22 protein-coding genes are annotated in these 22,232 nt (G+C 63.0%); 16 read left to right on the forward strand and 6 right to left on the reverse strand.

The window, feature by feature from the left end; all coding sequences use genetic code 11:
- Positions 1-184 precede the first annotated feature (184 nt).
- Positions 185-2,128 carry a long-chain fatty acid--CoA ligase gene (locus ABLE85_RS00550; RefSeq protein ID WP_348790745.1) on the forward strand — a complete coding sequence of 648 codons (1,944 nt, stop codon included), beginning with the start codon at positions 185-187 and terminating at the stop codon, positions 2,126-2,128.
- A 66-nt stretch (positions 2,129-2,194) separates the two neighbouring features.
- On the opposite strand, the gene ABLE85_RS00555 is transcribed toward ABLE85_RS00550, so the two are convergent.
- From ABLE85_RS00555 to pgi, 3 genes are read right to left on the reverse strand one after another with little or no spacing between them, the layout of a single operon-like run.
- The gene (locus ABLE85_RS00555; RefSeq protein WP_348790746.1) at positions 2,195-2,659 is read right to left on the reverse strand and encodes a GNAT family N-acetyltransferase; all 465 of its coding nucleotides are present in this window, start codon (positions 2,657-2,659) and stop codon (positions 2,195-2,197) included.
- 6 nt (positions 2,660-2,665) lie between these two features.
- On the reverse strand, positions 2,666-3,373 hold the full coding sequence (locus ABLE85_RS00560; protein WP_348790747.1) for an HAD family hydrolase: 708 nt from the start codon (positions 3,371-3,373) through the stop codon (positions 2,666-2,668).
- 6 nt (positions 3,374-3,379) lie between these two features.
- Positions 3,380-5,023, reverse strand: coding sequence for a glucose-6-phosphate isomerase (pgi, locus tag ABLE85_RS00565; protein WP_348790748.1), 1,644 nt, complete (start codon positions 5,021-5,023; stop codon positions 3,380-3,382).
- Between the two features lie 264 nt (positions 5,024-5,287).
- Between pgi and ABLE85_RS00570 the strand changes: the two genes are divergently transcribed.
- Together ABLE85_RS00570 and ABLE85_RS00575 are read left to right on the forward strand one after the other, a co-directional pair.
- On the forward strand, positions 5,288-6,781 hold the full coding sequence (locus ABLE85_RS00570) for a PLP-dependent aminotransferase family protein (protein WP_348790749.1): 1,494 nt from the start codon (positions 5,288-5,290) through the stop codon (positions 6,779-6,781).
- A 187-nt stretch (positions 6,782-6,968) separates the two neighbouring features.
- Positions 6,969-8,558: a trimethylamine methyltransferase family protein gene (locus ABLE85_RS00575; protein WP_348790750.1), complete on the forward strand. Its 1,590-nt coding sequence runs from the start codon at positions 6,969-6,971 to the stop codon at positions 8,556-8,558.
- 72 nt (positions 8,559-8,630) lie between these two features.
- Here ABLE85_RS00575 and ABLE85_RS00580 read toward each other — a convergent pair whose 3' ends face one another.
- A complete protein-coding gene (locus ABLE85_RS00580; RefSeq protein WP_348790751.1) occupies positions 8,631-9,038 on the reverse strand; it encodes a DUF930 domain-containing protein in 408 nt (135 codons plus the stop codon).
- A 99-nt stretch (positions 9,039-9,137) separates the two neighbouring features.
- On the opposite strand from ABLE85_RS00580, the gene ABLE85_RS00585 reads away from it, so the two are divergent.
- Positions 9,138-9,404, forward strand: a complete 267-nt coding sequence (locus tag ABLE85_RS00585) for a PepSY domain-containing protein (protein ID WP_348790752.1) — start codon at positions 9,138-9,140, stop codon at positions 9,402-9,404.
- A 183-nt stretch (positions 9,405-9,587) separates the two neighbouring features.
- Complete coding sequence (locus tag ABLE85_RS00590) at positions 9,588-10,565, forward strand: AraC family transcriptional regulator (RefSeq protein WP_348790753.1); 978 nt, start codon at positions 9,588-9,590, stop codon at positions 10,563-10,565.
- Between the two features lie 48 nt (positions 10,566-10,613).
- On the opposite strand, the gene ABLE85_RS00595 is transcribed toward ABLE85_RS00590, so the two are convergent.
- Both ABLE85_RS00595 and ABLE85_RS00600 read right to left on the reverse strand, forming a co-directional pair.
- Complete coding sequence (locus tag ABLE85_RS00595) at positions 10,614-11,051, reverse strand: DUF2141 domain-containing protein (RefSeq protein ID WP_348790754.1); 438 nt, start codon at positions 11,049-11,051, stop codon at positions 10,614-10,616.
- Between the two features lie 35 nt (positions 11,052-11,086).
- Positions 11,087-11,593: a DUF4188 domain-containing protein gene (locus tag ABLE85_RS00600; protein WP_348790755.1), complete on the reverse strand. Its 507-nt coding sequence runs from the start codon at positions 11,591-11,593 to the stop codon at positions 11,087-11,089.
- Between the two features lie 303 nt (positions 11,594-11,896).
- Here ABLE85_RS00600 and ABLE85_RS00605 point away from each other — a divergent pair, with 303 nt between their 5' ends.
- From ABLE85_RS00605 to ABLE85_RS00655, 11 genes are all read left to right on the forward strand, one after another.
- Complete coding sequence (locus ABLE85_RS00605; protein WP_348791418.1) at positions 11,897-13,132, forward strand: FAD-binding oxidoreductase; 1,236 nt, start codon at positions 11,897-11,899, stop codon at positions 13,130-13,132.
- 139 nt (positions 13,133-13,271) lie between these two features.
- Positions 13,272-14,000, forward strand: a complete 729-nt coding sequence (locus ABLE85_RS00610) for an SOS response-associated peptidase (protein WP_348790756.1) — start codon at positions 13,272-13,274, stop codon at positions 13,998-14,000.
- A 133-nt stretch (positions 14,001-14,133) separates the two neighbouring features.
- Positions 14,134-14,286 (forward strand): hypothetical protein, encoded by a 153-nt coding sequence (locus ABLE85_RS00615; protein WP_348790757.1) that lies wholly within the window; start codon positions 14,134-14,136, stop codon positions 14,284-14,286.
- 384 nt (positions 14,287-14,670) lie between these two features.
- Complete coding sequence (locus tag ABLE85_RS00620) at positions 14,671-14,970, forward strand: helix-turn-helix domain-containing protein (protein WP_348790758.1); 300 nt, start codon at positions 14,671-14,673, stop codon at positions 14,968-14,970.
- 315 nt (positions 14,971-15,285) lie between these two features.
- Positions 15,286-16,278 carry a hypothetical protein gene (locus ABLE85_RS00625; RefSeq protein ID WP_348790759.1) on the forward strand — a complete coding sequence of 331 codons (993 nt, stop codon included), beginning with the start codon at positions 15,286-15,288 and terminating at the stop codon, positions 16,276-16,278.
- On the forward strand, positions 16,275-16,706 hold the full coding sequence (locus tag ABLE85_RS00630) for a hypothetical protein (protein WP_348790760.1): 432 nt from the start codon (positions 16,275-16,277) through the stop codon (positions 16,704-16,706). Before ABLE85_RS00625 ends, ABLE85_RS00630 begins: the two co-directional genes overlap by 4 nt.
- A 41-nt stretch (positions 16,707-16,747) precedes the next feature.
- Positions 16,748-16,963 (forward strand): hypothetical protein, encoded by a 216-nt coding sequence (locus ABLE85_RS00635; RefSeq protein WP_348790761.1) that lies wholly within the window; start codon positions 16,748-16,750, stop codon positions 16,961-16,963.
- Positions 16,964-16,971: 8 nt separating this feature from the next.
- The gene (locus ABLE85_RS00640; RefSeq protein WP_348790762.1) at positions 16,972-17,640 is read left to right on the forward strand and encodes a hypothetical protein; all 669 of its coding nucleotides are present in this window, start codon (positions 16,972-16,974) and stop codon (positions 17,638-17,640) included.
- A 6-nt stretch (positions 17,641-17,646) separates the two neighbouring features.
- On the forward strand, positions 17,647-18,906 hold the full coding sequence (locus ABLE85_RS00645; RefSeq protein ID WP_348790763.1) for a S49 family peptidase: 1,260 nt from the start codon (positions 17,647-17,649) through the stop codon (positions 18,904-18,906).
- An 82-nt stretch (positions 18,907-18,988) separates the two neighbouring features.
- Positions 18,989-21,439: a hypothetical protein gene (locus ABLE85_RS00650; protein WP_348790764.1), complete on the forward strand. Its 2,451-nt coding sequence runs from the start codon at positions 18,989-18,991 to the stop codon at positions 21,437-21,439.
- Between the two features lie 483 nt (positions 21,440-21,922).
- Positions 21,923-22,225: a hypothetical protein gene (locus tag ABLE85_RS00655; protein WP_348791419.1), complete on the forward strand. Its 303-nt coding sequence runs from the start codon at positions 21,923-21,925 to the stop codon at positions 22,223-22,225.
- Positions 22,226-22,232: the final 7 nt, after the last annotated feature.

Consider the following 22,232-nt stretch of genomic DNA (forward strand, 5'->3'; position numbering starts at 1 on the left):
AGGCTGCCGACAGGATTGCGACAATAAGGGCGAGCGAAGGGAGGAACGAGTGGCCAGAACGACCAGCAGAGCGACCAGCGCGACCGAACAGTCCGAGCCGGGGGCGAAGAGCAAGGCCCCGGCAACCAAGCCGGCGAAGGCTACTCCCGCAAAGACAGCCGCCAAGTCCGCCGGATCTAAACCCATGAGCATGGACAAGCCTAAGCCCGCAGGGAAGTCCGCCGCACCCGTCGCCGGGAAGACGGCGAAGGCCTCCGCAAAGCCTAAGGCTGCCCCGGCCGCGACAAAATCCGCTGCCAAGCCGGTCACAGGGAAGGCCGTCAAGCCGGCAGCGAAGAAGGTCGCGGGCAACAGCAAGGCGGTCACGAGGAATGATGCGGCAGTCGTGGAGAAGGCAGTGAAGACAGTCGAGACGGCAGATGCCGCCCCCGCAGCCAAGCCCAACGGGCCGATCGCACCCAGTGTCGCCAAGCCCTGGCTGAAGCACTACCCCAGCAACGTGCCGGCCGAAATCCAGCCGCTGGAGTTCGCCTCCATCGGCGATCTGGTGGTAGATGCCGCCAAGAAATATGCAAGTCGGCCGGCTTTCACCTGCATGGGCAAGACCATGACCTTCGCCGAGCTCGAGCGAGCGTCGGCTGCGTTCGGCGCCTATCTCCAATCGAAGGGCCTGCCGCAGGGGGCGCGCGTGGCGCTGATGATGCCCAACGTGCTGCAATATCCGGTGGCGCTGCTGGGCGTGCTGCGCGCGGGCTACACGGTTGTCAACGTCAACCCGCTCTACACGCCGCGAGAGCTTGAGCACCAGCTGAAGGATTCCGGTGCCGATGCGATTGTCATCCTTGAGAATTTCGCCGTCAGCCTGGAAGCGGTGATCGCAAGGACGCCGGTCAAGCATGTGATCGTTGCGAGCCTGGGCGACATGCTCGGCCTCAAGGGCCTTATCGTCAATCTGGTGGTGAGGCGCATCAAGAAGATGGTGCCAGCCTGGTCGCTGCCGGGCCACGTCAAGTTCCCCGACGCGCTCAGGGAAGGTGCCGCGCGCATCTTCAAGCCGGCGCGCGTCGATGCCGACGACATCGCCTTCCTGCAATATACGGGCGGCACCACCGGCGTTTCCAAGGGCGCGATCCTGCTTCACCGCAACGTGCTGGCCAATGTGGCGCAGAACATGCTGTGGATGGAAACCGCCTTCGTGAAGAAGCCGCGGCCGGCAACGCTCACCTTCGTCTGCGCGCTGCCGCTCTATCATATCTATGCGCTGACGGTGAACGCGCTGATGGGCATGCAGCAGGGCGCGCACAACATCCTCATCACCAACCCGCGCGACATTCCCGGCTTCGTCAAGGAGCTGCAGAAATACCCGGTCAACGTCTTCCCCGGCCTCAACACGCTGTTCAACGCGCTGCTCAACAATGAGGAGTTCCGCAAGCTCGACTTCAAGCCGCTGCTGCTGACCTTCGGCGGCGGCATGGCCGTGCAGCGGGCGGTGGCCGAGCGCTGGAAGAAGCTCACCGGCATCAACATCTCGGAAGGCTATGGCCTGTCGGAGACCTCGCCGGTGGCGACCGCCAACCGCTTCGACGCCGAGGAGTTTTCCGGCACCATCGGCCTGCCCATCCCCTCCACCGAGGTCGCGATCCGCGACGAGGAGGGCAGGGAACTGCCGCTGGGTGAAGTCGGCGAGATCTGCATCCGTGGCCCGCAGGTCATGGCCGGCTACTGGAACCGGCCCGAGGAGACCGCCAAGGTGATGACGCCGGACGGCTACTTCAAGACCGGCGACATGGGCTTCATGAATGCGGACGGCTACACCAAGATCGTCGACCGCAAGAAGGACATGATCCTGGTCTCCGGTTTCAACGTCTATCCCAACGAGCTCGAGGATGTCGTGGCGCAGCACCCGGGCGTGCTGGAGGTTGCGGCCGTGGGCGTGCCTGACGAGCATTCGGGCGAGGTGCCCAAACTGTTCGTGGTCAGGAAAGACCCGAACCTGACGGCGGAGGAACTGATGACCTTCTGCCGCGAGAACCTGACCGGCTACAAGCGCCCGCGCCACATCGAGTTCCGCACCGAACTGCCCAAGACCAATGTGGGCAAGATTCTCAGGCGCGAGCTGCGGGGCTGAGAGGTCGTGCATGGCAGGCTCTGCGCATCGCGCAGAGCCTTTTGCATAAGACTATAGGCCGGCGGGTTAAATCTCTCGCGGGGGCAGTCGCCGCATCTCAAAACCGGTCTTGGTGCGCTGGAAACCGGCACGCTCATAAAAGCCGAGCGTGGCCGGGTTCTTCGATCCGGTGAGCAGCATCACCTTGTAGCAACCGTGGTCCCATGCCTTGGCGACTGCGGCCTCGATCACTGCCTTTCCATGTCCGCGTCCGCGATGCTCAGCATGCGTCGTCACATTTTCTACCAAGGCATAGGGCACGCCGCCCCTGGTCAGGTTCGGCACCACGATCAGCGTGCAGGTGGAAACCGGCACGCCGTCCAGTACGCCGACATGGATCGCGCTGCCGTCATAGCGCGAAAAGCGTTCCCAGATGTCCGCAGCCTGCTCGATGTCGAGGTCGTATTCGTCCGGAACAAGATGCCGGTAGAGCTCGAGCAACGCGGGAAGATCGTCTCGCGTTGCAGTCCGGATCGAGAGGTCATGCGGCATGGCTGATCAGGCCGTTCCCAAAAAGCCCGGCAAATCCGCGACCGAGTTGAGGATCACGTCGGCCATGGGTGCCAGCGTCTCGCGGGTTCCGGTGCCGCTCAGCACGGCCACCACCAGCCCGGCGCCGCCGGCCCGCGCCATTTCCAGGTCATGGCGGTTGTCGCCGACCATGGCGATCTCCGAGGGCTTCAGGCCGGTGAGGTCGGCAAAGGCGTGGATCGCATCCGGCGCCGGCTTGGGATTGGCCACCGCGTCGTAGCCGTAGGCCGCGTCGAACATCTGCGCGATGCCGAGCGCCAGCAGCGTCTGCTCCGCCCCGCTGGTGGAATCGTTGGTCGCCACGCCGAGCCGGAAGCCCGAGCCGTGCAGCGCGGCAATCGCGTCCTTGCTGCCCGGCAGCGGCACCGAGGCCGCCGCGCCGGCTTGTGCAGTCATGGTGTTGAAGCCGGCGGTGATCGCCTGGCGCTCCTCCTCGCTGGCGTCGGGATACCACAGCGCCACGATCTCGGCATTGGTGCCGGCGGCGAAGACGGAATCGGCCTTGAAGCGGTGGTTGGCGAAATCATAGCCGGCTAATTCGAGCAGCGCGTTCGCCCTTTCGCGGTCGCCGTCCGCCGCCTTAAGTGCCATCAGGTCGCCGATGGCGAACCATGTCTTCTGGAAATCGACCAGTGTCCCGTCCTTGTCGAACAGGATGCCCTTTATGCCTTGCAAATCCGTCTACTCCGTTGCCCTGAGACGATGGATATGGCGCACCAAACCGGCGGTGGAAGCGTCGCTTTGCGCGGCATCTTCCGTTCCCTCCACGACAGGCAGCAGCCCCGTTGCCAGTTCCTTGCCCAGCTCCACGCCCCATTGGTCGAATGAGTTGATGTCGAAGAGCGTTCCTTCCACGAGGACCCGGTGCTCGTAAAGCGCAATCAGCCGCCCCAGCGTGCGCGGGTCGAGCTTGCGGTAGAGCAGGGTGACCGACGGCCGGTTGCCCGAGAACACGCGGTGCGGCGCGATGCGGTCGACCTCCTCCAGCGGCATGCCGCGCGTCAGCATCTGCCGACGTGCCTCCTCCAGAGTGCGGCCCTTCATCAGTGCTTCCGATTGCGCCAGGCAGTTGGCGAGCAAGAGGTCGTGATGGTGGCGCAGTTCCGGCTCGTGGCCTTCCGCCGCCGCCAGGAATTCGACCGGGATGATGTCGGTGCCCTGGTGCAGAAGCTGGAAGAAGGCATGCTGGCCGTTGGTGCCGGGCTCGCCCCACACCAGCGGGCCGGTCGGCGTCACCGCCTTCTGGCCGCCGAGCAGCACATGCTTGCCGTTGGATTCCATGTCGAGCTGCTGCAGATAGGCGGGCAGGCGCGCCAGCCGCTGGTCGTAGGGGATGACGGCGCGCGCCGGATAGCCGCAGACCACGCGGTGGAAATAGCCGATCAGCCCCATCACCACAGGAATGTTCTTCAGAAGCGGCGCCGTTTCGAAATGGCGGTCCATCTCATGCGCGCCGGCGAGGAACTCTCCAAACCGCTCCGGCCCGATGGCAATCATGATCGGGAGGCCGATCGCCGACCACAGCGAATAGCGGCCGCCCACCCAGTCCCAGAAGCCGAAGACGCGGTCGGACGCAATGCCGAAGGCAGCGACCTTGTCGAGCGCGGTTGAGACGGCGGCGAAATGCTTGCCCACCGCCTCCTTGCCCAGCGCTTGCTCCACCCATTTGCGGGCGGTCTCGGCATTGGTCATGGTCTCGACCGTTGTGAAGGTCTTCGACGCGACGATGAACAGCGTCGTTTGCGGGTCGAGGACCTTCAGCGTGTCGTGCATGTGCGCGCCGTCGATGTTGGACACGAAATGCGCGCGCGGCCCGTCATGGTAGGGGGCGAGCGCCAGCGTCGCCATGACCGGCCCGAGGTCGGAGCCGCCGATGCCGATGTTGACGATGTCGGTGATGCGCTTGCCGGTCGCGCCGGTGGCGGTTCCCGAGCGCACCGCGTGGGCGAAATCGCCCATGGCAGCCAGCACTGCGCGCACGTCCGGCATCACGTCCTTGCCGTCGACCATCACCTTGGCGTCCGGCCCGGCACGTAGCGCGGTGTGCAGCACGGCGCGGCCTTCGGTGAAGTTGATCTTCTGGCCCGAGAACATCGCCTCGCGGCGCTCCGGCAGCTTTGCTGCCAGCGCCAGCCTTTCCAGCTGCGCCATAGTCGTGGGCGTGACCGCGCATTTCGACCAGTCGAACAGCAGGTCCCCATCCGTCAGCGAAAACCGGGTGAAACGCTGCGGGTCGGACTTGAACGCCTCGCGCATGTTCATCGGGGTCTCGTCCCGGTCCTCGCGAAGCGCTGTCAACGCGTCATGAAAGGAAGCGTCTGTCACTGCCATTCTCCAATAGTCGGGCCTGTGTCGCAGGACCTTACCAGACCGTGCCGGCAATGCGGAGGGAGGGGCGCGGTTTTGCGGTGAAAAATTTCAATCGATTTGAATGGAATTTGTCTTTCGCCGCCACGTGCCGCGTGAGCATAGATCACTGGCATAAATCATAGCGATTAGAAAAATTCATTGGCGCAACTGGTTGGACCACGGATACGGTCCACTGGTCCACAGAAGACAATGCATAGCGCCTGAGCCGGGGAATTACTGATGCCACAGAGAAACGATTCGGCCATATGGTCGGGACTGTTCCGGATATCCGCGGAATCCGGACAGACGCTTCAGGCACAGATCCGGCAGGCCATCGTCGCGGCCATTCTCGACCGCCAGATCGCCGCTTCCATGCCGCTGCCGTCCTGCCGCATCCTCGCAGAGAAGCTCGGCGTGGCGCGCGGCACCGTGGTGCTGGCCTTCCAGCAGCTCGTCGACCAGGGCTTTCTGGTGGCGCGCGAGCGGCGCGGCCACTTCGTCAACCCGGAAGTGCTGGCCACGCCCGCCAAGCCGCAGCAGAAGTCGGCCGATCAGGCCAGCGAGATCGACTGGAAGGCACGGCGCCAGATCGCGGCCAGCGACATGCCGCGCGCGGCTAAGGCCGACAACTGGATCAAGTCTTCCTACCCCTTTGTCTACGGACAGTTCGACCCGGCGCTGTTCCCCACGGCGGAATGGCGCGAGTGCAACCGCATGGCGCTGGCGGTGCTCGAGATCCGCAACTGGGCGGCCGACATGGTCGACCGCGACGACCCGCTGCTGATCGAGCAGATCCAGGCCCGGCTTCTGCCGCGGCGCGGCATCTTCGCTAATCCCGACGAGATCATCGTCACGCTCGGCGCGCAGAACGCGCTCTACATGCTGGCCTCGCTGCTGATGACCAAGGGCACCAAGGTGGCGATGGAAGATCCGGGCTATCCCGATGCGCGCAGCATCTTCCGGCTGGCCGGCGCCGATGTGTATCCGACGCCGGTCGACGAGGAAGGCATCGTCACCTCGGCAGTTCCCTCCGACGCGGGCTTCGTCTTCGTCACGCCCAGCCACCATTGCCCGACCATGGTGTCGATGAGCGCCGAGCGGCGCCAGGACCTGCTGGCGCGCGCCAGCCGCAACAACCAGATCATCATCGAGGACGGCTATGACAGCCAGCTTCTCGACGAGGCACCGCAGCAGGCGCTGAAGAGCATCGACCGCTCCGGCCGCGTCATCTATGTCGGTTCCATGTCCAAGACGCTCGCGCCGGGGCTGCGGCTCGGCTACATAGTCGCCTCCGCCGATCTGATCGCCGAGCTCAGGGCGCTTCGCCGCTTCATGCTGCGCCACCCGCCCGCCAACAACCAGCGCGCGGTGGCGCTGTTCCTGTCGCTCGGTCACCACGAGGCGCTGGTGCGCCGCCTGTCGTCCGCCTTCGACGAGCGCCGCAAGCGCCTGGTCCAGGCGATCGACGCTTTCCTGCCCGACTGGCGGCCGACGGAAACCTCCGGCGGTACCTCGCTCTGGCTGGAGGGGCCGCGTGGCACGGATGCCCGCAGCCTGGCCGAGGCAGCCGCCTCGCGCAGCGTCATCATCGAGCCAGGCGACCGCTTCTTCGATCATACCGACAAACCGTCGCGCTTCATGCGGCTCGGCTTTTCTTCGATCTCGCTCCAGCATATCGAGCCCGGCATTCGCGAACTGGCGACTGCCGCCGGCCGCCGCCCAGCGGCCGCCTGAAGCACCGCATGCGGCCGGGCTTGCTCGGCCGTCTTCCTTGCGAAAACTCTGGCACATCTGGCGGAAAAGCGTGGCCCATACGCGTGGTCCACTCGCCGCTGCATAGTCGTGCCCATTGGGGAACAACGCCGCGCGACCGGAGGCACATTCGGCGCGACAAGGCTAACGACTATGGTGGAGGATTCGTATGTCGACCGCCCTTCAAGAACATGACGCAGCGGCAGCAGACCAGAGGTCTCGCAGGTCCGGCGGCCGCGAGGCCCGCCGTGCGCTTCGCGCCGCGCCACTGGCCGAGGATGTGCGGCCGATCCGTGCCGGATTGGAGGGCGGCAGGTATAAGCCGTTGGGCCAGAACGAGCTCGAGCGCATCCACGAGGCGGTGCTGACGCTGCTCGAAACCGTCGGCTTCGCCAATGCCATCCCCAGCTGCATCGAGGCGCTGACGCGGGTCGGGGCCACCTATGGCGAGGACGGGCGCATCCGCTTCCCGCGCGAGCTTGTCTTGTCGACGATCAAGAACGCCGCGCGCAACTTCACGCTTTATGGCCAGGATCCCAAGCACGATATGGTGATCCAGGGCACGCGTGTGCACTACGGCACGGCGGGCGCTGCTGTGCACCTGGTCGACGTCGAGAAGCGCGAGTACCGCGAGTCGCTGCTGCAGGACATCTATGATGCCGCCCGCATCGTCGACGGGCTCGACAACATCCACTTCTTCCAGCGGCCGATGGTCCCGCGCGACATTCCCGACCCGCTCGATATGGACTTCAACACGCTCTACGCCTGTATCATGGGCACGTCGAAGCATGTCGGCACGTCGTTCACCGTGCGCGAGAACGTGGCACCCGCGCTGGAGATGCTCTATGCGATCGCCGGCGGCGAGGAGAAATTCCGGGCTCGGCCGTTCGTCTCCAATTCCAACTGCTTCGTCGTGCCGCCGATGAAATTCGCCGAGGACGCCTGCGGTGTGCTGGAGGCCTGCGTGGAAGGCGGCATCCCGATCCTGCTGCTTTCGGCCGGCCAGGCTGGTGCGACCGCACCCGCCGCTATTGCCGGCGCGGTTGTGCAGGCGGTGGCCGAGGTGCTCGCCGGCCTCGTCTATGTCAACGCGCTGAAGCCCGGGCATCCGGCGATCTTCGGCACGTGGCCCTTCGTCTCCGACCTGCGCACCGGCGCCATGTCGGGGGGCTCGGCCGAGCAGGCGCTGCTGACGGCGGCCTGCGCGCAGATGGCCCAGTTCTACGATCTGCCCGGCGGTTCGGCCGCCGGCATGGCGGATTCCAAGCTGCCTGACATCCAGTCCGGCTACGAAAAGGGCATCACCAATGTCATGGCCGGCCTGTCGGGCCTCAACCTCGTCTATGAATCGGCCGGCATGCATGCCTCGCTGCTGGGCTTCTGCCTGGAAAGCCTGATCATCGACAACGACATGCTCGGCCACTGCCAGCGCTGCGTGCGCGGCATCGAGGTCACCGACGAGGCGCTGTCCATCGACACCATCAGCGAGGTCTGCCTCAACGGGCCGGGCCATTATCTCGGCAACGACCAGACGCTGAAGCTGATGCAGACCGAATATTTCTATCCGGCCATCGGCGACCGTTTCAGCCCCAAGGAATGGAACGAAAAGGGCAAGCCCGACATCCTGCAGCGGGCCATCGCGGAAAAGAAGAAGATCCTGGCCGAGCGCTTCCCGCGCCATGTGTCGCGCGCCATCGACGACAAGCTGCGCGCGCGCTTCGAAAACATCCTGCTGCCGCGCAGCGGCATGGGCGCGTAGGTCGAAGCCAGGTCGGGGCGAATACTCCAAGCGGCGCGGCTAGTCTGGCCGCCCCCGGGGTATGCGCCGCCCTCAGCGCCAGAGATTGTATTTCGGCCAGTCGTTCTCGGAAATCCTGTCGCCGATCGTGTAGCTGAACGACAGCACCTTCATGCGGTCGTTTGCGGTGCGGCAGGTATAGGAGAGGCGATACCACTGACCCTTGGCGCGGAATGCGGCGCCGAGGCTCTCGATGGTGGTTCCCTGCAGCTTCGGCGTCCTGATCGCATAGGCGACGACACGGTCCGGCTTGTAGGGGTTGGGATCGCGCCCGATGCGCTCCAGCGCCTCGGCGTCGCAGCGCTGTTCAAGCCGCGTGTCGGGGTCGAGTTTCAGGAGGCCGGCCTTGAGCCGCGGGTCGAGCGCCATGGCCGGCGAGGCGAGCACGAGGAGTGCCGACGCGGTGAGACAGAGCTTTCTCATGGCGGGCAGGTCCATCATATTCGCTGGCCCAAATCAAGGCGGCTCGGCGTTCACCTACTGGAACCAAAACCGGGCATCCTCCGTTCTTGTCCATTGCGCTTTGAGGAGAGGAAAGCCATGGCCCGCCGTCAAATTCTCGGTTCGATCGTGGTGGCGATGCTGGCGTGCGGACATGCCCACGCCCAGAACCAGGCCCAGCCCGTCCCGCCGCAGGGGTCGCTCAAGCTTTCCGAGATCATCGCCAAGATCGAGAAGCGGGACCAGTTCCAGTATGTCAGCGAGATCGACTGGAACGAGGACGGTTACTACGACATCACCTACCGCACGAACGACAAGGCCAAGGTGGAAATCAAGATCGACCCCAAGACCGGCCAGCCGAAGTAGAGCCACGACTGGCTCCCGGTCGTCGTGGAATGCGAATCGCCAGGTGGGGCGTCCGCGCAGGAGCCTTTGTCGGTGACAAGCTGAGCAAGTGAGGTATTTCGGCGTGGCGCGGCGGCCGAAGTTGCGTATGATCGGCCGGGCTTTCTGCTCGGACATTTCTCGAAAGTGAGGAGCAAGCGCGGCATGTCCGATCGACGCGATCGACAATCCGGGAGCGGCTTCCGCCGCATCTCGACCGACGACCTGCAGCAGAGCGACCGCTTCGACTACTGGCGCAGCCTCTTTCCGCGGATCGACCTCGATCTCACAGGAACCCCCGGAGCGGACGGTTTTTCAGGGCAGGCGCTGCTTTGTGCAGATGCCCAGGGCGCCATCTTCGGATACAGCGCCAACGCCGGCACGGTCGTCGGCCAGACCCGTGGGGACAGCGACTTCATCATGATCGGCGCCACCGTGGCAGGCGAAACGCGCGTGCGCCGCGGGCACGGCGCTGCGGTGGAACTGACGGCGCAAAGCGGGATCGGGATCTACGACGCAAGCCAGCCGCTGCGCACGCATGCGCGCGACCACGCCCACATCTATATCTCCTTGCCGCGTGCCACCGTGATCGAAGATCTCGAAGGAGACGTCGAGTTCCTGCAGGAAGGCGCGTTTTGCCTGCCGCAGGTCGGCCTCTCCCGCTCCCTCAATGACCATCTGCGCATGATGGCGCGCGATGCAGCGCATCTCGACCAGGCCGCCACGAAGGTTGCCATGCAGATTGCGGTCGATCTCGCTCTCGGCATTCTTGCCTCGGAGCAGGCGACGAGGATTGCACCGAAGCACCGGGACCATGCCGAAGAATTCCATGCCCGCGCGCTGCAGTTCATACACCTACACTACGCTGACCCCTCACTCGTCGCGGCTACCATCGCCTACAGCCTTGGATGCTCGCGGGCGCATCTCTACCGCTTGTTCGCCCAGCGGGGACAGAGCGTCGGCGATGTCATCCGGACCGTTCGCGTTGCTCGCGCTTCCTCGCTGCTGAAAGCAACCCCGCCCATTCCGCTCGCGCGCATTGCCATGCTGTGCGGCTACGAGAGCTTGTCCGGCCTCACCCGCGCCTTTGCGCGGGAAACGGGCACGACCCCGGCACGTTTGCGCGAGGACCGCGAAAGCTAGAGATCGGCTTTCTTGCCTTGGAGGCAGGCGGATGCGCCTGCGGCATCCTCAGTATTGCAGGGCGATGCTCAGGTCGACGCGCGGCTTGTTCACAGCAAACCGCGCCTTGTCGAAGCTTGGCGCTCCGAATGTGATCGACGGGTTGTTCGAAAAGCCGACCCCCTGCTTGGGCTTGCCGAAGACGCCGTACTGGATCGCCGCCTCGTTCTTCTCTGCATGGAAGACCGCAAGGGCATACGCGCCCGGCGCAACATTGGTGAAGCGGCACACCGCTTGACCGTCCTTGATCGCAGCGTCCGCAGCGTGCGCCTCGCGCCCGGGCGTGCGGAATCCGTCCGCAGAAGCGAACAGTCCGCAGCGCACGACGCCCTCGCTGCTGCGCACGCGCGTCACCGTCACGTTGAGCGATTCCGCCTGCGCACCGACGGGAACAAGAACAAGCCCGCCCGCCATGAGCGCCAACCATGCGCCTTTCTTGCCAAACACTGCTCTGCTCCTTCTCTGGTCTGCCTGGGAGGCTGTCACTTGTAGATTTCCTGCTCCTGGACCGGCGCGGGCGGCGCGTCGCCCCCCAGCCCTGCGCGCTTGCGCGACGAGAACATCGGCCCCTTGGCTACGCATACCGGCGCAAAGGAGCGGAAACCCGACTGGTCGGGCATGTTCACGTAGACTGCCTCCATGCCGCCGCGGCGGAAATAGGCCTCGTGCCAGAAGCCGGTGCCCTTCGGATCGCGCAGGAAACTCTGCCACCAGAGCCGGTGGGGTTCGCTGCGCGACCAGCGCTCGAGGCTCTCGAAGTCCCGCCAATACTGGCGCATGCCGACATGCGGCGGAAACAGGGAATAGACGATTGGCTCGTGCGCCAGCAGCCCGTCCGGCGCGCCCTTTACCGCCTCCGAGATTTTCGTGCCGAAGCCGAGCAGGGTCGCGAGGCCCTGGAAAACGTTCACGCGCATGCCGAGATAGAGGACCACGAGATCAGGGTAGCCGGAAAGGTCGACCGTCTCGCGCAAAAGCTGTTTTTCCACGGGCATTCTCAAAAACTGACAGATCAGGCCCATGTCGTGGACCAACTCGCGGAGACGATAGCTCGGGCCGCCGTGCGGATCGTCTCTGCCGTTGCAGCCGATCGTCTCACGTCGATGTTGTTATAGCTTTCGCGGTCTTGTCGCTAGCAGAAAGCCGATACCGAAGCGGCTGGTCGAGGCCGCGCTTGCCCGCAGGGAAAACAAGCCTTCCACATCGAGCCAAAGAGCCGTATCGACAGAAACTCCGTCTCTTGCCACATTCGGCGGATTGCGTTCTGCCGATCATAGGAAACGATTTTGACCATCAACAACGACGTCGCCGTTCTCGGCGCGGGTATCGTCGGCGTGTCCACCGCCCTTCATCTGCAGGCCCGTGGGCGCTCCGTGGTACTTGTCGACCGCCGCGGGCCCGGCGAGGAAACGAGCTATGGCAATGCAGGACTTATCGAGCGCTCCAGCGTGGTGCCCTATGCGTTTCCGCGCAATATCAGAACCCTCCTGCGCTTTGCCCTGAACCGGTCTTCGGACGTCCGCTATGATTGGAAGCATCTGCCCGGCATCGCTCCATGGCTGTTCCAGTATTGGCGTCATTCCTCGCCCCGGCGCCTGGCCGAAGCTGCGCGGGCCATGCTGCCGCTGATCGAGCGCTGCGTCAGCGAACATCGGCCCCTTTTGCAGGAAGCGGGCGCCACTCATCTTGCCCGTGGAACGGGCTGGCTCGATATATGCCGCACTCCGAGCGATCTGGCTTCTTCGAGAAAGGCGGCCGAACATCTGCGGGAATACGGTCTAAGCTACGACGTGCTGGACGGATGGCAGCTTCGCGAGATGGAGCCGGCGGTAAGCCCGTCCATCGCCGGTGCGATCCACTGGCGCGATCCTGTCACGGTCTCCAGCCCGGGTGCGGTGACCAAGGCCTATGCCGAACTGTTCCTGCGGCGCGGCGGAAAGTTCGTCCGCGCGGATGCGCGGCAGCTAAGCCAGGGTAACGGCCACTGGAGCCTCCCGTCGGAGGCAGGCGAACTGCGGGCAAGGGACATGGTCGTCGCGCTCGGGGCCTGGTCGACGGACGTGGCCGGGCCGCTCGGCTATCGCATTCCGCTTGCGGTCAAGCGCGGCTACCATATGCACTTTTCCCCGGCCGGCGGGGTTTCGTTAAGTCGGCCGCTCGTCAGCGACGAAGGTTTTGTCCTGTCTCCTATGCTCGACGGCATTCGCCTGACGACCGGCGTCGAACTGGCGCCGCGCGATGCCGCGCCGACGCCTCTTCAACTGGACAAGGCGGAGGCGATCGCCCGGACGCTGGTTTCGCTCGGCAGCCGCGTCGAGCCGGAGGCCTGGATGGGCGCACGGCCATGCCTGCCGGACATGAAGCCGGTGATCGGGCGCGCCGAAAAGCGCCCGGGCCTCTGGTTCAATTTCGGCCACGCGCATCACGGCTTCACGCTCGGCCCGGTGAGCGGCCGTCTGCTGGCGGAGCAGATGACCGGAGAAACCCCGGCCGTCGACCTCGCGCCATTCAGTGCGGAGCGTTTTTGACCACGATCCCGCCCGTGCCTACGACGGAACACCCTGGCTGCCGCGAGCGTAGAGGGCCGGGGGATTTTGGTGCGCCCGGGCTCCCCAGATGGTCAGGACTGCGTATGCTGGGGCAAAGGCAACAGCCGGGAGCAAGCCCATGTGCGGCCGCGTGAACATCAAGACCAACCTGGACCAGATGCTGAGTGCCTTCGCCTTCGCGCAGCACAATGCGGAGGTCGATCGGGCCGCCAACCAGTTTCCGCGCTACAACGGCGCGCCCGGGCTGGACTATCCGATCATCATCCGGGATGTCGTGCGCGACGCGGCAGAGCCTGTCTTCGGCCCGGCCTTCAAGATGGCGAGATGGGGCTTCATTCCTCACTTCGCCAAGGCGCGCAATGAGGGCTTCAGGCATATCAACGCCAGGGGCGAGACGGTGGCGAGCAACGGCATCTTCAAGCATGCCTATCGTTCTCGTCGCGCCCTGATGCCGATCACCGGCTATTTCGAATGGCAGGACATCTTCGGCACTGGAAAGAACAAGCAGCCATATGCGATCGCAATGGCCGACGACTCTCCGTTCTGTCTCGCCGCAATCAGGCAGGACTGGCGCGATCCGGCGACGGGGGAGGAGGTGACGAGCTTCTGCATCCTCACCTGCGAGCCGAACGAGATGATGGCCAGGATTCACAACCGCATGCCTGTCATCCTCCGGCGCGAGGATTATGTGCGCTGGCTTGGAGACGAGGCCGATCCCGCCGATCTGCTGAAACCGTATCCTGCGCATCTCATGAAGATGTGGAGGGTCGACCGGAAAGTCGGGAACTCGAAGAACGACAGCCCCGACGTCCTCGACGAGGTCCGGCCGGAGGACCTGTTCGAGTAATCGTCGGCAGGACAGACCGTGAAAGCAGCCGGCGGGACACGGTCTCCTTCATCCCATCCTGGACCGTAAACTCATCAGGCGCTTGGTGTTTGATGTGGTTGGTGATTCAAGGCTTCGGAATGAGGGGCCTTGAATGATGCGCCGCCGCTACAAACTCACCGACTTGGTCGATCATCTCGCCGCTTCTGCCCAACAGGTCACGCGGCGTGCCTCGCGCGACCCGCAAGCAGTATTCGGCCGAGCTGATTTCCGCTTTCCGGTGTTGCAACCGCCCATCTCCGGCTAGGTGCGGATATAGCCAGAGATTGATTCCAGTGATTTGAACTTAGATGAAGTTGGCTTCATCAATCGGGAGACATAGATTTCTAAAGGTCTCGGAGAAGCGTCAATTTCAACAATGAAATCAAGGTGTTGGAACTGGTGCCGCTTGCGGGCATTTAATTAGACATCTAACCAATTGATATTAATAAGATTTAACAAATACCACGGCAGGATATACCAAGAAATCTGCCAAGGATAGATTTGATGGCGATCTGAACAAAAGCATCGCAAACTTCTGCCTAATTTTCTGGTTTTATTCCCTCATTCAAGCAAAAGCAGGCTACTTTTCTTTTTGATTTCAAGTACTTGAACAAATCTTAGGGAGCGCATAGATTGCTGTGGCGACTTGATGTCGCCTAATCATTTGACCTGGTCTTCATCGAAGCACCCCTTCACGCAATCATTTCGCGGAGGTGTCGCCGTGCGCGATCCTATTCTTAACACTGAAACGACTACCGAGGTCGCTGACCTTCCTCGGCTCGCCTATTCGATTGACGAGTTTGCTCGCATGTTTGGCATCAGCCGGTCGGCAGTCTTCGACCTGCTCAAGTCAGGGGAAGTCCGTCGATCCAAAATCCTGACGCGGACGGTAATCCATGCCAGCGAGGTCCGGCGGTTTGCCGCGTGTTTGACGGATGACGCCGCATGATCGCGCAGGTCGCCATCCCGGCCGCGATCGTCGCCCTCGTCGCCGGGGCGCTGCCATGACCAACGTCTCAGTGATGTCGATGATCCACATCCGCCGAGCGTGGCTTGATCGTGAATGCCTGCGGATCGCTGCGGGAACCAAGGGTGCCACCGCGCAGAACCTCGCATGGGCAGTCTATCGGATGCACCGAAATGCAGGCGCCTCGGAAGAAGCCGCGCAGCTCGACGTGACGCGCGTCATCGGTTGGCTTGAGGGCCGTCTCGCACAAATAGAAGCTATGCGCTCGGCACCGCCTCCTTTGAGTGGAGGAGCACCATGCAGCATACGAGGTTAATGCCTGGCGGCCGCGTTGATGTCGTCGATGGGCATCTGGTCATGATGGACCAGCATGGCGTCATTTATTGGACGACGAATAAAGCCGATCGCTACGATCCGCATGCCCCGTTCGATGTGAACGGCGTCCGGCTTGCTGGCATCCAGCGCCTTATTCGTCACCGATACGGTGGCCCTTGTGATTGCGATGGCGATGTTCATCTATATCTCTCGGCGGCGTTCAATGCGATCGCGCTCGGATTGCAACTCAAGCGGCGGAAAGCCACGCCCGGCCACTTTACGAAATGGGCGAAGAAGTGGTGCCCTTCCGCCGATCCAGATGAGGTGATGAACCTCGCGGAGCGCGTTATCGCGCGGCCGCGTCGCATCAAGGCGTCAACACTCGGCAAGCTGCTCGGCCTGTCATCAGCCGAACACTCAGTTCTCAAAATTGAGGCGATTTATCCGGCCGACGATGAGACTTTCGAGAGCCGGAGGAAGCGAGAGAAGGCCGACCGCGATAGGGAGGCAAAGGCTCGAAAGCGTCGGGACGAGGGCTGCCAACCGCTCGCGGCGATTGTGGACAACAGCGAAAAAGAATTCTGCCGCCGGCACCGCATCTCCGATCGCACGCTTCGTTATCACAAATCGAAGGGACCGGAAGCGTTGGCAAAATTCCTGGCGAAGAAGGGGATCGCTGAAAAGTTGCCGCAGGATGGCGCGTCAATAGATGAGGTATATCCTCTTATGAAGCGCCAGGGTGCGGCAAGTTTTGCGGACAAGGACGGCGGCGGCCGTAAGGCCAGCCAGCCGGCACCGTCCGGTCTGGTTATAGACTTCAATATCACCGACACGCAGTTCGAACGCCTACTTGATGAGGCTGAGGCAGACAGGCGGCAGGCGGCCTCAAGGGCCGCCGCCGCGTCCGTCAGCAGGAAGGCGCTTCTGTATGACGCGGCGATCAGGGTTTTGTCGCGGAGCAGCAAGGCCGCTTGATCATGTCGCTGTCCGCCTACGATGTTGTTGCCATCATCGGTCCTGTGAAGGAACTGGCTGGTGATGAGGCTTGGAATGCTGCCTTGGCGCTTCTAGGCGGGCCTGCCAGCGCTGCGGAGCCGCCGAAGCCCATCCGTCGGGGTGGCATCTCTGAACGACAGCGAGAGTTGCTTGCGGGTCGCAATGCCAGGCTGCGTGATCTGCATCGGAGCATCCGTGACTGGCGCGATCTCCCATTGCTGCAGGTGGCCCGGGAGATAGACACGGGAGCACGCCGCTATGAGGCGGGTCGGTGGCCCCGCGAGCGCCTATGGGCCGGTCCGCCGCAATATGAACCCGCCGCCACGTTCTGGCAGATCTTGCAATCAGGGGCGCGGGTGCCCGGAGTAAAGCAGCTCATTCAAATACTTGGCATGGAAGTTCAATAGGACCCTTTGAACTTCCAGATGCCGGGTCGATCGTCATCGACATGAAGATCGACCCGACCCAAATCCTTCGCATCGAACGCAACGCAGCCGTCGCCAAGGCGCGCATGGACACCGCCGAGCGCGCCTTCGCAAAGGCACGCGCCGAACTGGAGCAAGCGAAGGAACTTCATGCGGTCGCAGCCGCAAACCTCGCCAATGTGCGCCGATTTCTACAGGCCACAAGCGACGGGGCGAAAATCACCATTTCCGGAAGGTAACCACCACTATGGGCAAGACGAAGAACGATAATTTCGCCAACCTCGCTGCCGCCGCCGCCAAGGCGACGGCAGAATTCAGGCAGGGCCTCGCAGCTATCCGCGAGAAGATTTACGCCGCGAAAAAGGAACGCAGCCGTATTGCTCACCTCCCGGTTGATCTAGAAACGGCCGAAAATCGAATTGCTGATTGGTTGGCAGGAGAGCTTGCCTTCTCAAATCGTCGTGGAAGCATATCGGAGTATTTTCTTTTCCCGGATGATAGGTTTGAAAGGCGCAAGCCTGATCTCATTGGGAATTTTGAGGACAAGGTTCGCTACTATCTGGCGAAAACGGTTGCCGAACAGGTCAAGTGCGACTGTGCGGACGCATTGCGCGGCACGGAGTGCATCACCGAAGATGTTCGCACCAAGCGCCTGGCGGAGATCGATGCAGAGATTTCCGATCTAGAACGCGCAGAAGAGCGCCTCATCAGGGCGGCCGAAGCGGCCGGGCTGGTAGCGCCGCGTCGAGCGGATGCTTCGCCGGAAGCACTCCTCTCGGAAGACGATGACACAGTACTGTCCGAGGTAGATCGCGCCGAGCTCGAAAGGGCTGAGGAGCGCGTACGTCGCATTGCGGGTGGCGGAAGCCACGAGGCCACCGATTTTGATGGCGGCCCGATCCTCGAAATGGCCTGATCCGCCATGACGGACGATTTGCTTTTCGCTCGTGTCGCCGCCCAGTTTTTTGGGGCGCCGCTCCTTCTTCGTCAGCCGGAAGCCGACGTCATCGGCGCCTACATCCGGTCTCGGATGCTCGGTGCCGGACCCGACGCGAACCGCTTCCAGGGGCAGGAACAGGGAGACCCATCGACCCGTCGCTGGAAAGGTTACCGCAAGGAGGGCAACGTCGGTGTCGTCTCGATCCTCGGCGAGCTTGTGAATAGGGGCGCCTGGCTTGGTGCCTCGTCTGGGCTGACGAGTTATGAGGGCATCGCCCAGCAAATGCGCAATGCGGCTGCTGATCCCGATGTGCGTTCAATCATTCTCGACATCCAGTCGCCTGGCGGTCAGGCGCTCGGGATGAACGAAACCGCGCGGCTGATCCGGCAGGTAAATGCCGACAAGAAGGTAGTTGCTGTTGTCAACGCCATGGCGGCCAGCGCGGCCTATGGCCTTTCCAGCGGTGCGAGCGAGATTGTCATCACGGAAAGCGGCGTTGCCGGCTCGATAGGCGTTTTGCTTGTGCACGCCGATAAATCCGTTGCGCTGGAACGCGCCGGGATCACGACGACAGTGATTAAGGCCGGCGACGAGAAAGCGATCGGAAATCCCTACCAAGCACTGTCGAATGAGGATCGTTCGGTTCTTCAGGCGGAAGTGGATCGCGTCATGGACGGCTTCGTCCGTCTGGTGTCCAATCATCGGCCGAAGCTCTCCGCCAAGGCAATTCGCGATCTGCAAGCTGGCATCCGTATCGGCGAGGATGCCGTGAAAGCTGGTCTTGCTGATCGTCTCGGCAGCTTCGAAGATGTTCTGGCCGATCTCGGCCGCGGCCTGCCAGGGCCGATCAGTCGTCCGCGTAGAGAGGTTTCGTCTGCGCAAGCGCACGGCGACCGGCTTCGTGCAGTTTCTGACCATCCACGTCTTGCCGGCCTTCGCGGCCTTCGCGACTTCGCGCTAGCTCGCGCTGAGCGCGAGCCTTTGGCCAAATCCGCCGACGACATCGTTCGTGAGGTATTTGCTGCCTTCGACCCAAAATTGACGTCACCCTCCAACGACAGGATGCCCGCCATGACGAACAACGATACCCAAACCACCGAAAGCAAATCTGGACGCCTCACTGCGATGGCGAAAAAGCTGAACGGCGCCGCTGATGCGAAGACCTCCACTGAAACAGAAAAGGTCGGCAGCGGCGGCGGCCGCCTGACCGAATTGGCGCGCAAGGCCTTTGCGGAAAAATGACCAGTTCGCGGCCTTTGACCAGCCAGGTCAGCCGCGCTGCCGATGAGCAGCAACGGAACCGTGTGCCGCAAGGAGACGGCCTGTGTCGTCATTGACATCAACCCTTCGCCTGCAATTGCTCGACGCGGTCAGCGGGCCATCAAAGGCCGCTGGCCGCGCGTTGAAGAACCTTGAAGGTTCGATCGCCGGGCTCGGCAAGAACGGCGTCGCTGGGGCGAAGAACCTTGCCGGGCAGCTTGATCATTTGCGCGGCAAGGCTGAGGCACTCGGCGAGTTTCGCGGGCTTCGGCGTGGTCTGGTCGATGCAGGCCTCAAGCTCCGCACTACCCGCACCAATGTGCAAAGGCTTCAAGAGGCGATAACGAAAGCCGCCGCGCCAACGAAGAAGATGGAGGCCGAACTCAAGGCGGCCACCACCGTTTTGCGCCAGAGCGAGAAGGCTTTCACAGGTCAGCGCACGGCTATCCGCGCTGCCGAGCAGGCATTGCGTGCTTACGGCATCAGCAGCCGCGCCGACATCACCCGCAGCCAGCAGGAAATTCGCAGCCAGATCGCGCAGACAATCAGGCAGATGCGCACGATGGATCGCGAGGCGCGCAGGACTGGCAGTGGCATCGTCCCGCTTCGCAGAAGGACTGGCGAGCCGAGGAACGGCCGGCAAATTGGTCTGGAGGTGGCAGGTGCTGTCGTTGGTGTTGAGATGACGCGTGGTGCGCGCAATCTCGTTACCGAGAGCGCGCATCGTGCGGAGGCGGTGAACAAAATTCGCAACGTCTCTAACAGTGAGGAAGAGGTCGCCAAGGCGGAGGAGATCGCCTCCGAAGTGTCGCGCGCTTACCCTTACACCACGCAGGCGCAGTCCCTGGACGATTATGCCGAACAGCGCTCGCTTGCCGCATCCGAACATCCCGGCGAACCGATCGATTACGAGAAGATGCGGCGGAACAGCATGGCCGTCGCCAAGGCGCGCGCAGCCCTTGCGTCGTCCGGTCAGGAGTTCGGCGCCGAAGATGTGCGCAGCCTCATGCTCGCATTGGAGGGCAGCGGCCAGGCCAATGATCCGAGGGCCGTCGAGAACTTGCTCGATGCCTACGTCCGGGCGAAGCAGGTCGGCGGCACGGCCATCGACCCGTCGAAGGTTCGCGATTTCGTGGCAAATGCGAAAGCGACCAACTTCTCAATGGCCGGCGGCGATACGCTGCTCACCAACATGGCTCGCATGTTCCAAGGCAACGCCTCGCGCCTCGGCAACGAATTCGCGCAGACCATGAGCACGCTGCTCGGCGGCAAGATGACGAAACAAGGCGCGCAGTGGCTCGCCAAAAATGGCATCATCCGCCCCGACCAGATCAGGAAGGGCGGCGGCGGCAAGTTCTTCATCGCCGGCGGCGTGAAGGATAAGGACCTTCTCTCGACGGATCAAACCAAGTGGGCGCAACAGGTTCTATTCCCCGCCATCGAAAAGACGGGCGCGCTCAACGAGAAAAAAGTAAAGAAGCGCATGGAGCTCCTGCGCCAGACCGACCCCGAAGCGAGCGACGCGGTTCTCGAAGAAAAGGCCATGCACGGCCTCATCTCCGATGCCCTCCAGAAATCCGGTTTCCGTCAGACCGTAATCGACAACCTCGCGCACGCGATCGCCAACCAGATCATCACCGACAAGAACGTCGAGATGATGAAGAACACGATGGGCCTCGATGCTGCCAACACCATCGGTCAGAACCCTGTCTCTGCCATGCAGGAGTTCATGAACTCGGTCGCGAATTTCGGATCCGTTTTGACTACCCCGGCAATGAAGGATGCGGGTGGAATATTGCACAGCGTGGCGAGTGGAATTTCTGACCTGTCCGGTTCTCTGGAGCAGTGGCAGAAGGATCACCCGGATATGGCGAAGACTGCCGCAAACGCCGCTCCAGCGGCGCTGTTCGGCGCCGGCGCCTGGCTGACATGGAAGTCATTCCGCGCGTTCTTCGGCGGTGGTGGCGGCTCGGCTGGCGAAGCTGCCGGCGGCGCACGGGCTGCAGCCCGAGGTGGGCTGGGGCTTGGCACCACCGCCATACTGGGCGCCGTTGGGGTTGCCGGCTTAGCAGCGGCTATCGCCAAATATGGCCCGGATGTCGCCCGGCGCGGTCGTCAAACGCAGAAGGGCGAACCGGCTTGGTGGATGGGGTTCGACCCGACAGAAACGCGCGAGGAACGCCTCGACAGGCTAAACTATAGGCCGTCGCGTGGCGGCCCGCTGCGACGCGGCCGCCGCGATCGTGGCGAGATCGAGCGCGAAATCTCGATGGACGAGTTCCTGCGCAGCCCACCTGTCGCCCCTGCCGAAGTCACCGTCGCGGCGCCGGTGACAACGCAGCCTTCCGGTGTGCAGAAGGTCGAGGTCACCAACCCGTCGCCGGCCCCCGTTATTCAGGTGACCGTCCATGCTACGTCGAACGATCCGCAATCGATCGCGGATGCGACGGTGTCGGCAATTTCAGCAAAGCTTCGTGCGTTGTCGAACGCAACTTTTTCGGATGGGGCAAACTGACAAGCCGGGTCGCCCCTGCCATGTTGCATGCGTGTCGGCGCCAGCCTCTTCCTGCCGCCATGGCCAACGGGGCAGGGCCGCCACGTGCGGCCCCCAGCCCCCCCATCGCGGGTCCCTTTCGGGGGGAGCGCGCCCTGGGCGGGTCCGCGCGACCGCCGGATTTGCGCATTTTTCCGATTTTCAATTTTGCAGTTGGAGTTGGTGTTCTGGAGCCGCGAAATCGCCGCAAAAGCCGCGCTTTTCCGGGATTTTTGCCGACGAATTACCCAACCAAACCGGGAAAATCGGAAAACCAAAAACGTGCAAACCCGGCGGTCGCGCGGACCCGCCCAGGCCGCGCCTCCCGGAAAGGGACCCATATGGCTGGCATCCGGAAGTCAGCCGGGATGCCGGAACGCGGACATGAGGCGGACATTCGTCAGGTTGCGTCGGCGAAATGTCATCGATACCTTCACTGAGATCATGCCTGTGAAAGGACGCATCATGGGGAGATTGAAAGACGAGACCGGAGGGCCGCTTCCATTCATCCCGCGCGGCCTTTCTCGGTCGCTCGCCGCGCTGTATGTCGGCGTTGGCACCACCCTCTTCGACGAGATGGTTGAGGATGGCCGGATGCCGAAGCCCAAGCGCGTCAACAACCGCACCATTTGGGATCGTGTCGAGCTAGATATCGCGTTCACCGAACTGCCGTCAGCCCCCACGACCGTCAAGGAGTTCATGGCACTTCGAAAGCAAATGGCGGCGGCCCAATTCGGCCGACAGAATAGGCCTAAGGAAGATGGGTAGGTGACCA

This window comes from Mesorhizobium sp. KR1-2 (assembly GCF_040045035.1).
Lineage (GTDB): Bacteria > Pseudomonadota > Alphaproteobacteria > Rhizobiales > Rhizobiaceae > Pseudaminobacter.

Excerpts from the sequence above, each read along its gene's own strand:
- ABLE85_RS00620 (WP_348790758.1), top strand. The coding sequence starts at position 14,671 with ATGTCGCCTAATCATTTGACCTGGTCTTCATCGAAGCACCCCTTCACG.
- ABLE85_RS00635 (WP_348790761.1), top strand. The coding sequence starts at position 16,748 with ATGAAGATCGACCCGACCCAAATCCTTCGCATCGAACGCAACGCAGCC.
- ABLE85_RS00550 (WP_348790745.1), top strand. The coding sequence starts at position 185 with ATGAGCATGGACAAGCCTAAGCCCGCAGGGAAGTCCGCCGCACCCGTC.
- ABLE85_RS00575 (WP_348790750.1), top strand. The coding sequence starts at position 6,969 with ATGTCGACCGCCCTTCAAGAACATGACGCAGCGGCAGCAGACCAGAGG.
- ABLE85_RS00640 (WP_348790762.1), top strand. The coding sequence starts at position 16,972 with ATGGGCAAGACGAAGAACGATAATTTCGCCAACCTCGCTGCCGCCGCC.
- ABLE85_RS00590 (WP_348790753.1), top strand. The coding sequence starts at position 9,588 with ATGTCCGATCGACGCGATCGACAATCCGGGAGCGGCTTCCGCCGCATC.
- ABLE85_RS00625 (WP_348790759.1), top strand. The coding sequence starts at position 15,286 with ATGCAGCATACGAGGTTAATGCCTGGCGGCCGCGTTGATGTCGTCGAT.
- ABLE85_RS00655 (WP_348791419.1), top strand. The coding sequence starts at position 21,923 with ATGGGGAGATTGAAAGACGAGACCGGAGGGCCGCTTCCATTCATCCCG.
- ABLE85_RS00610 (WP_348790756.1), top strand. The coding sequence starts at position 13,272 with ATGTGCGGCCGCGTGAACATCAAGACCAACCTGGACCAGATGCTGAGT.
- ABLE85_RS00570 (WP_348790749.1), top strand. The coding sequence starts at position 5,288 with ATGCCACAGAGAAACGATTCGGCCATATGGTCGGGACTGTTCCGGATA.
- ABLE85_RS00645 (WP_348790763.1), top strand. The coding sequence starts at position 17,647 with ATGACGGACGATTTGCTTTTCGCTCGTGTCGCCGCCCAGTTTTTTGGG.
- ABLE85_RS00585 (WP_348790752.1), top strand. The coding sequence starts at position 9,138 with ATGGCCCGCCGTCAAATTCTCGGTTCGATCGTGGTGGCGATGCTGGCG.
- ABLE85_RS00555 (WP_348790746.1), bottom strand. The coding sequence starts at position 2,659 with ATGCCGCATGACCTCTCGATCCGGACTGCAACGCGAGACGATCTTCCC.
- ABLE85_RS00580 (WP_348790751.1), bottom strand. The coding sequence starts at position 9,038 with ATGATGGACCTGCCCGCCATGAGAAAGCTCTGTCTCACCGCGTCGGCA.
- ABLE85_RS00615 (WP_348790757.1), top strand. The coding sequence starts at position 14,134 with ATGATGCGCCGCCGCTACAAACTCACCGACTTGGTCGATCATCTCGCC.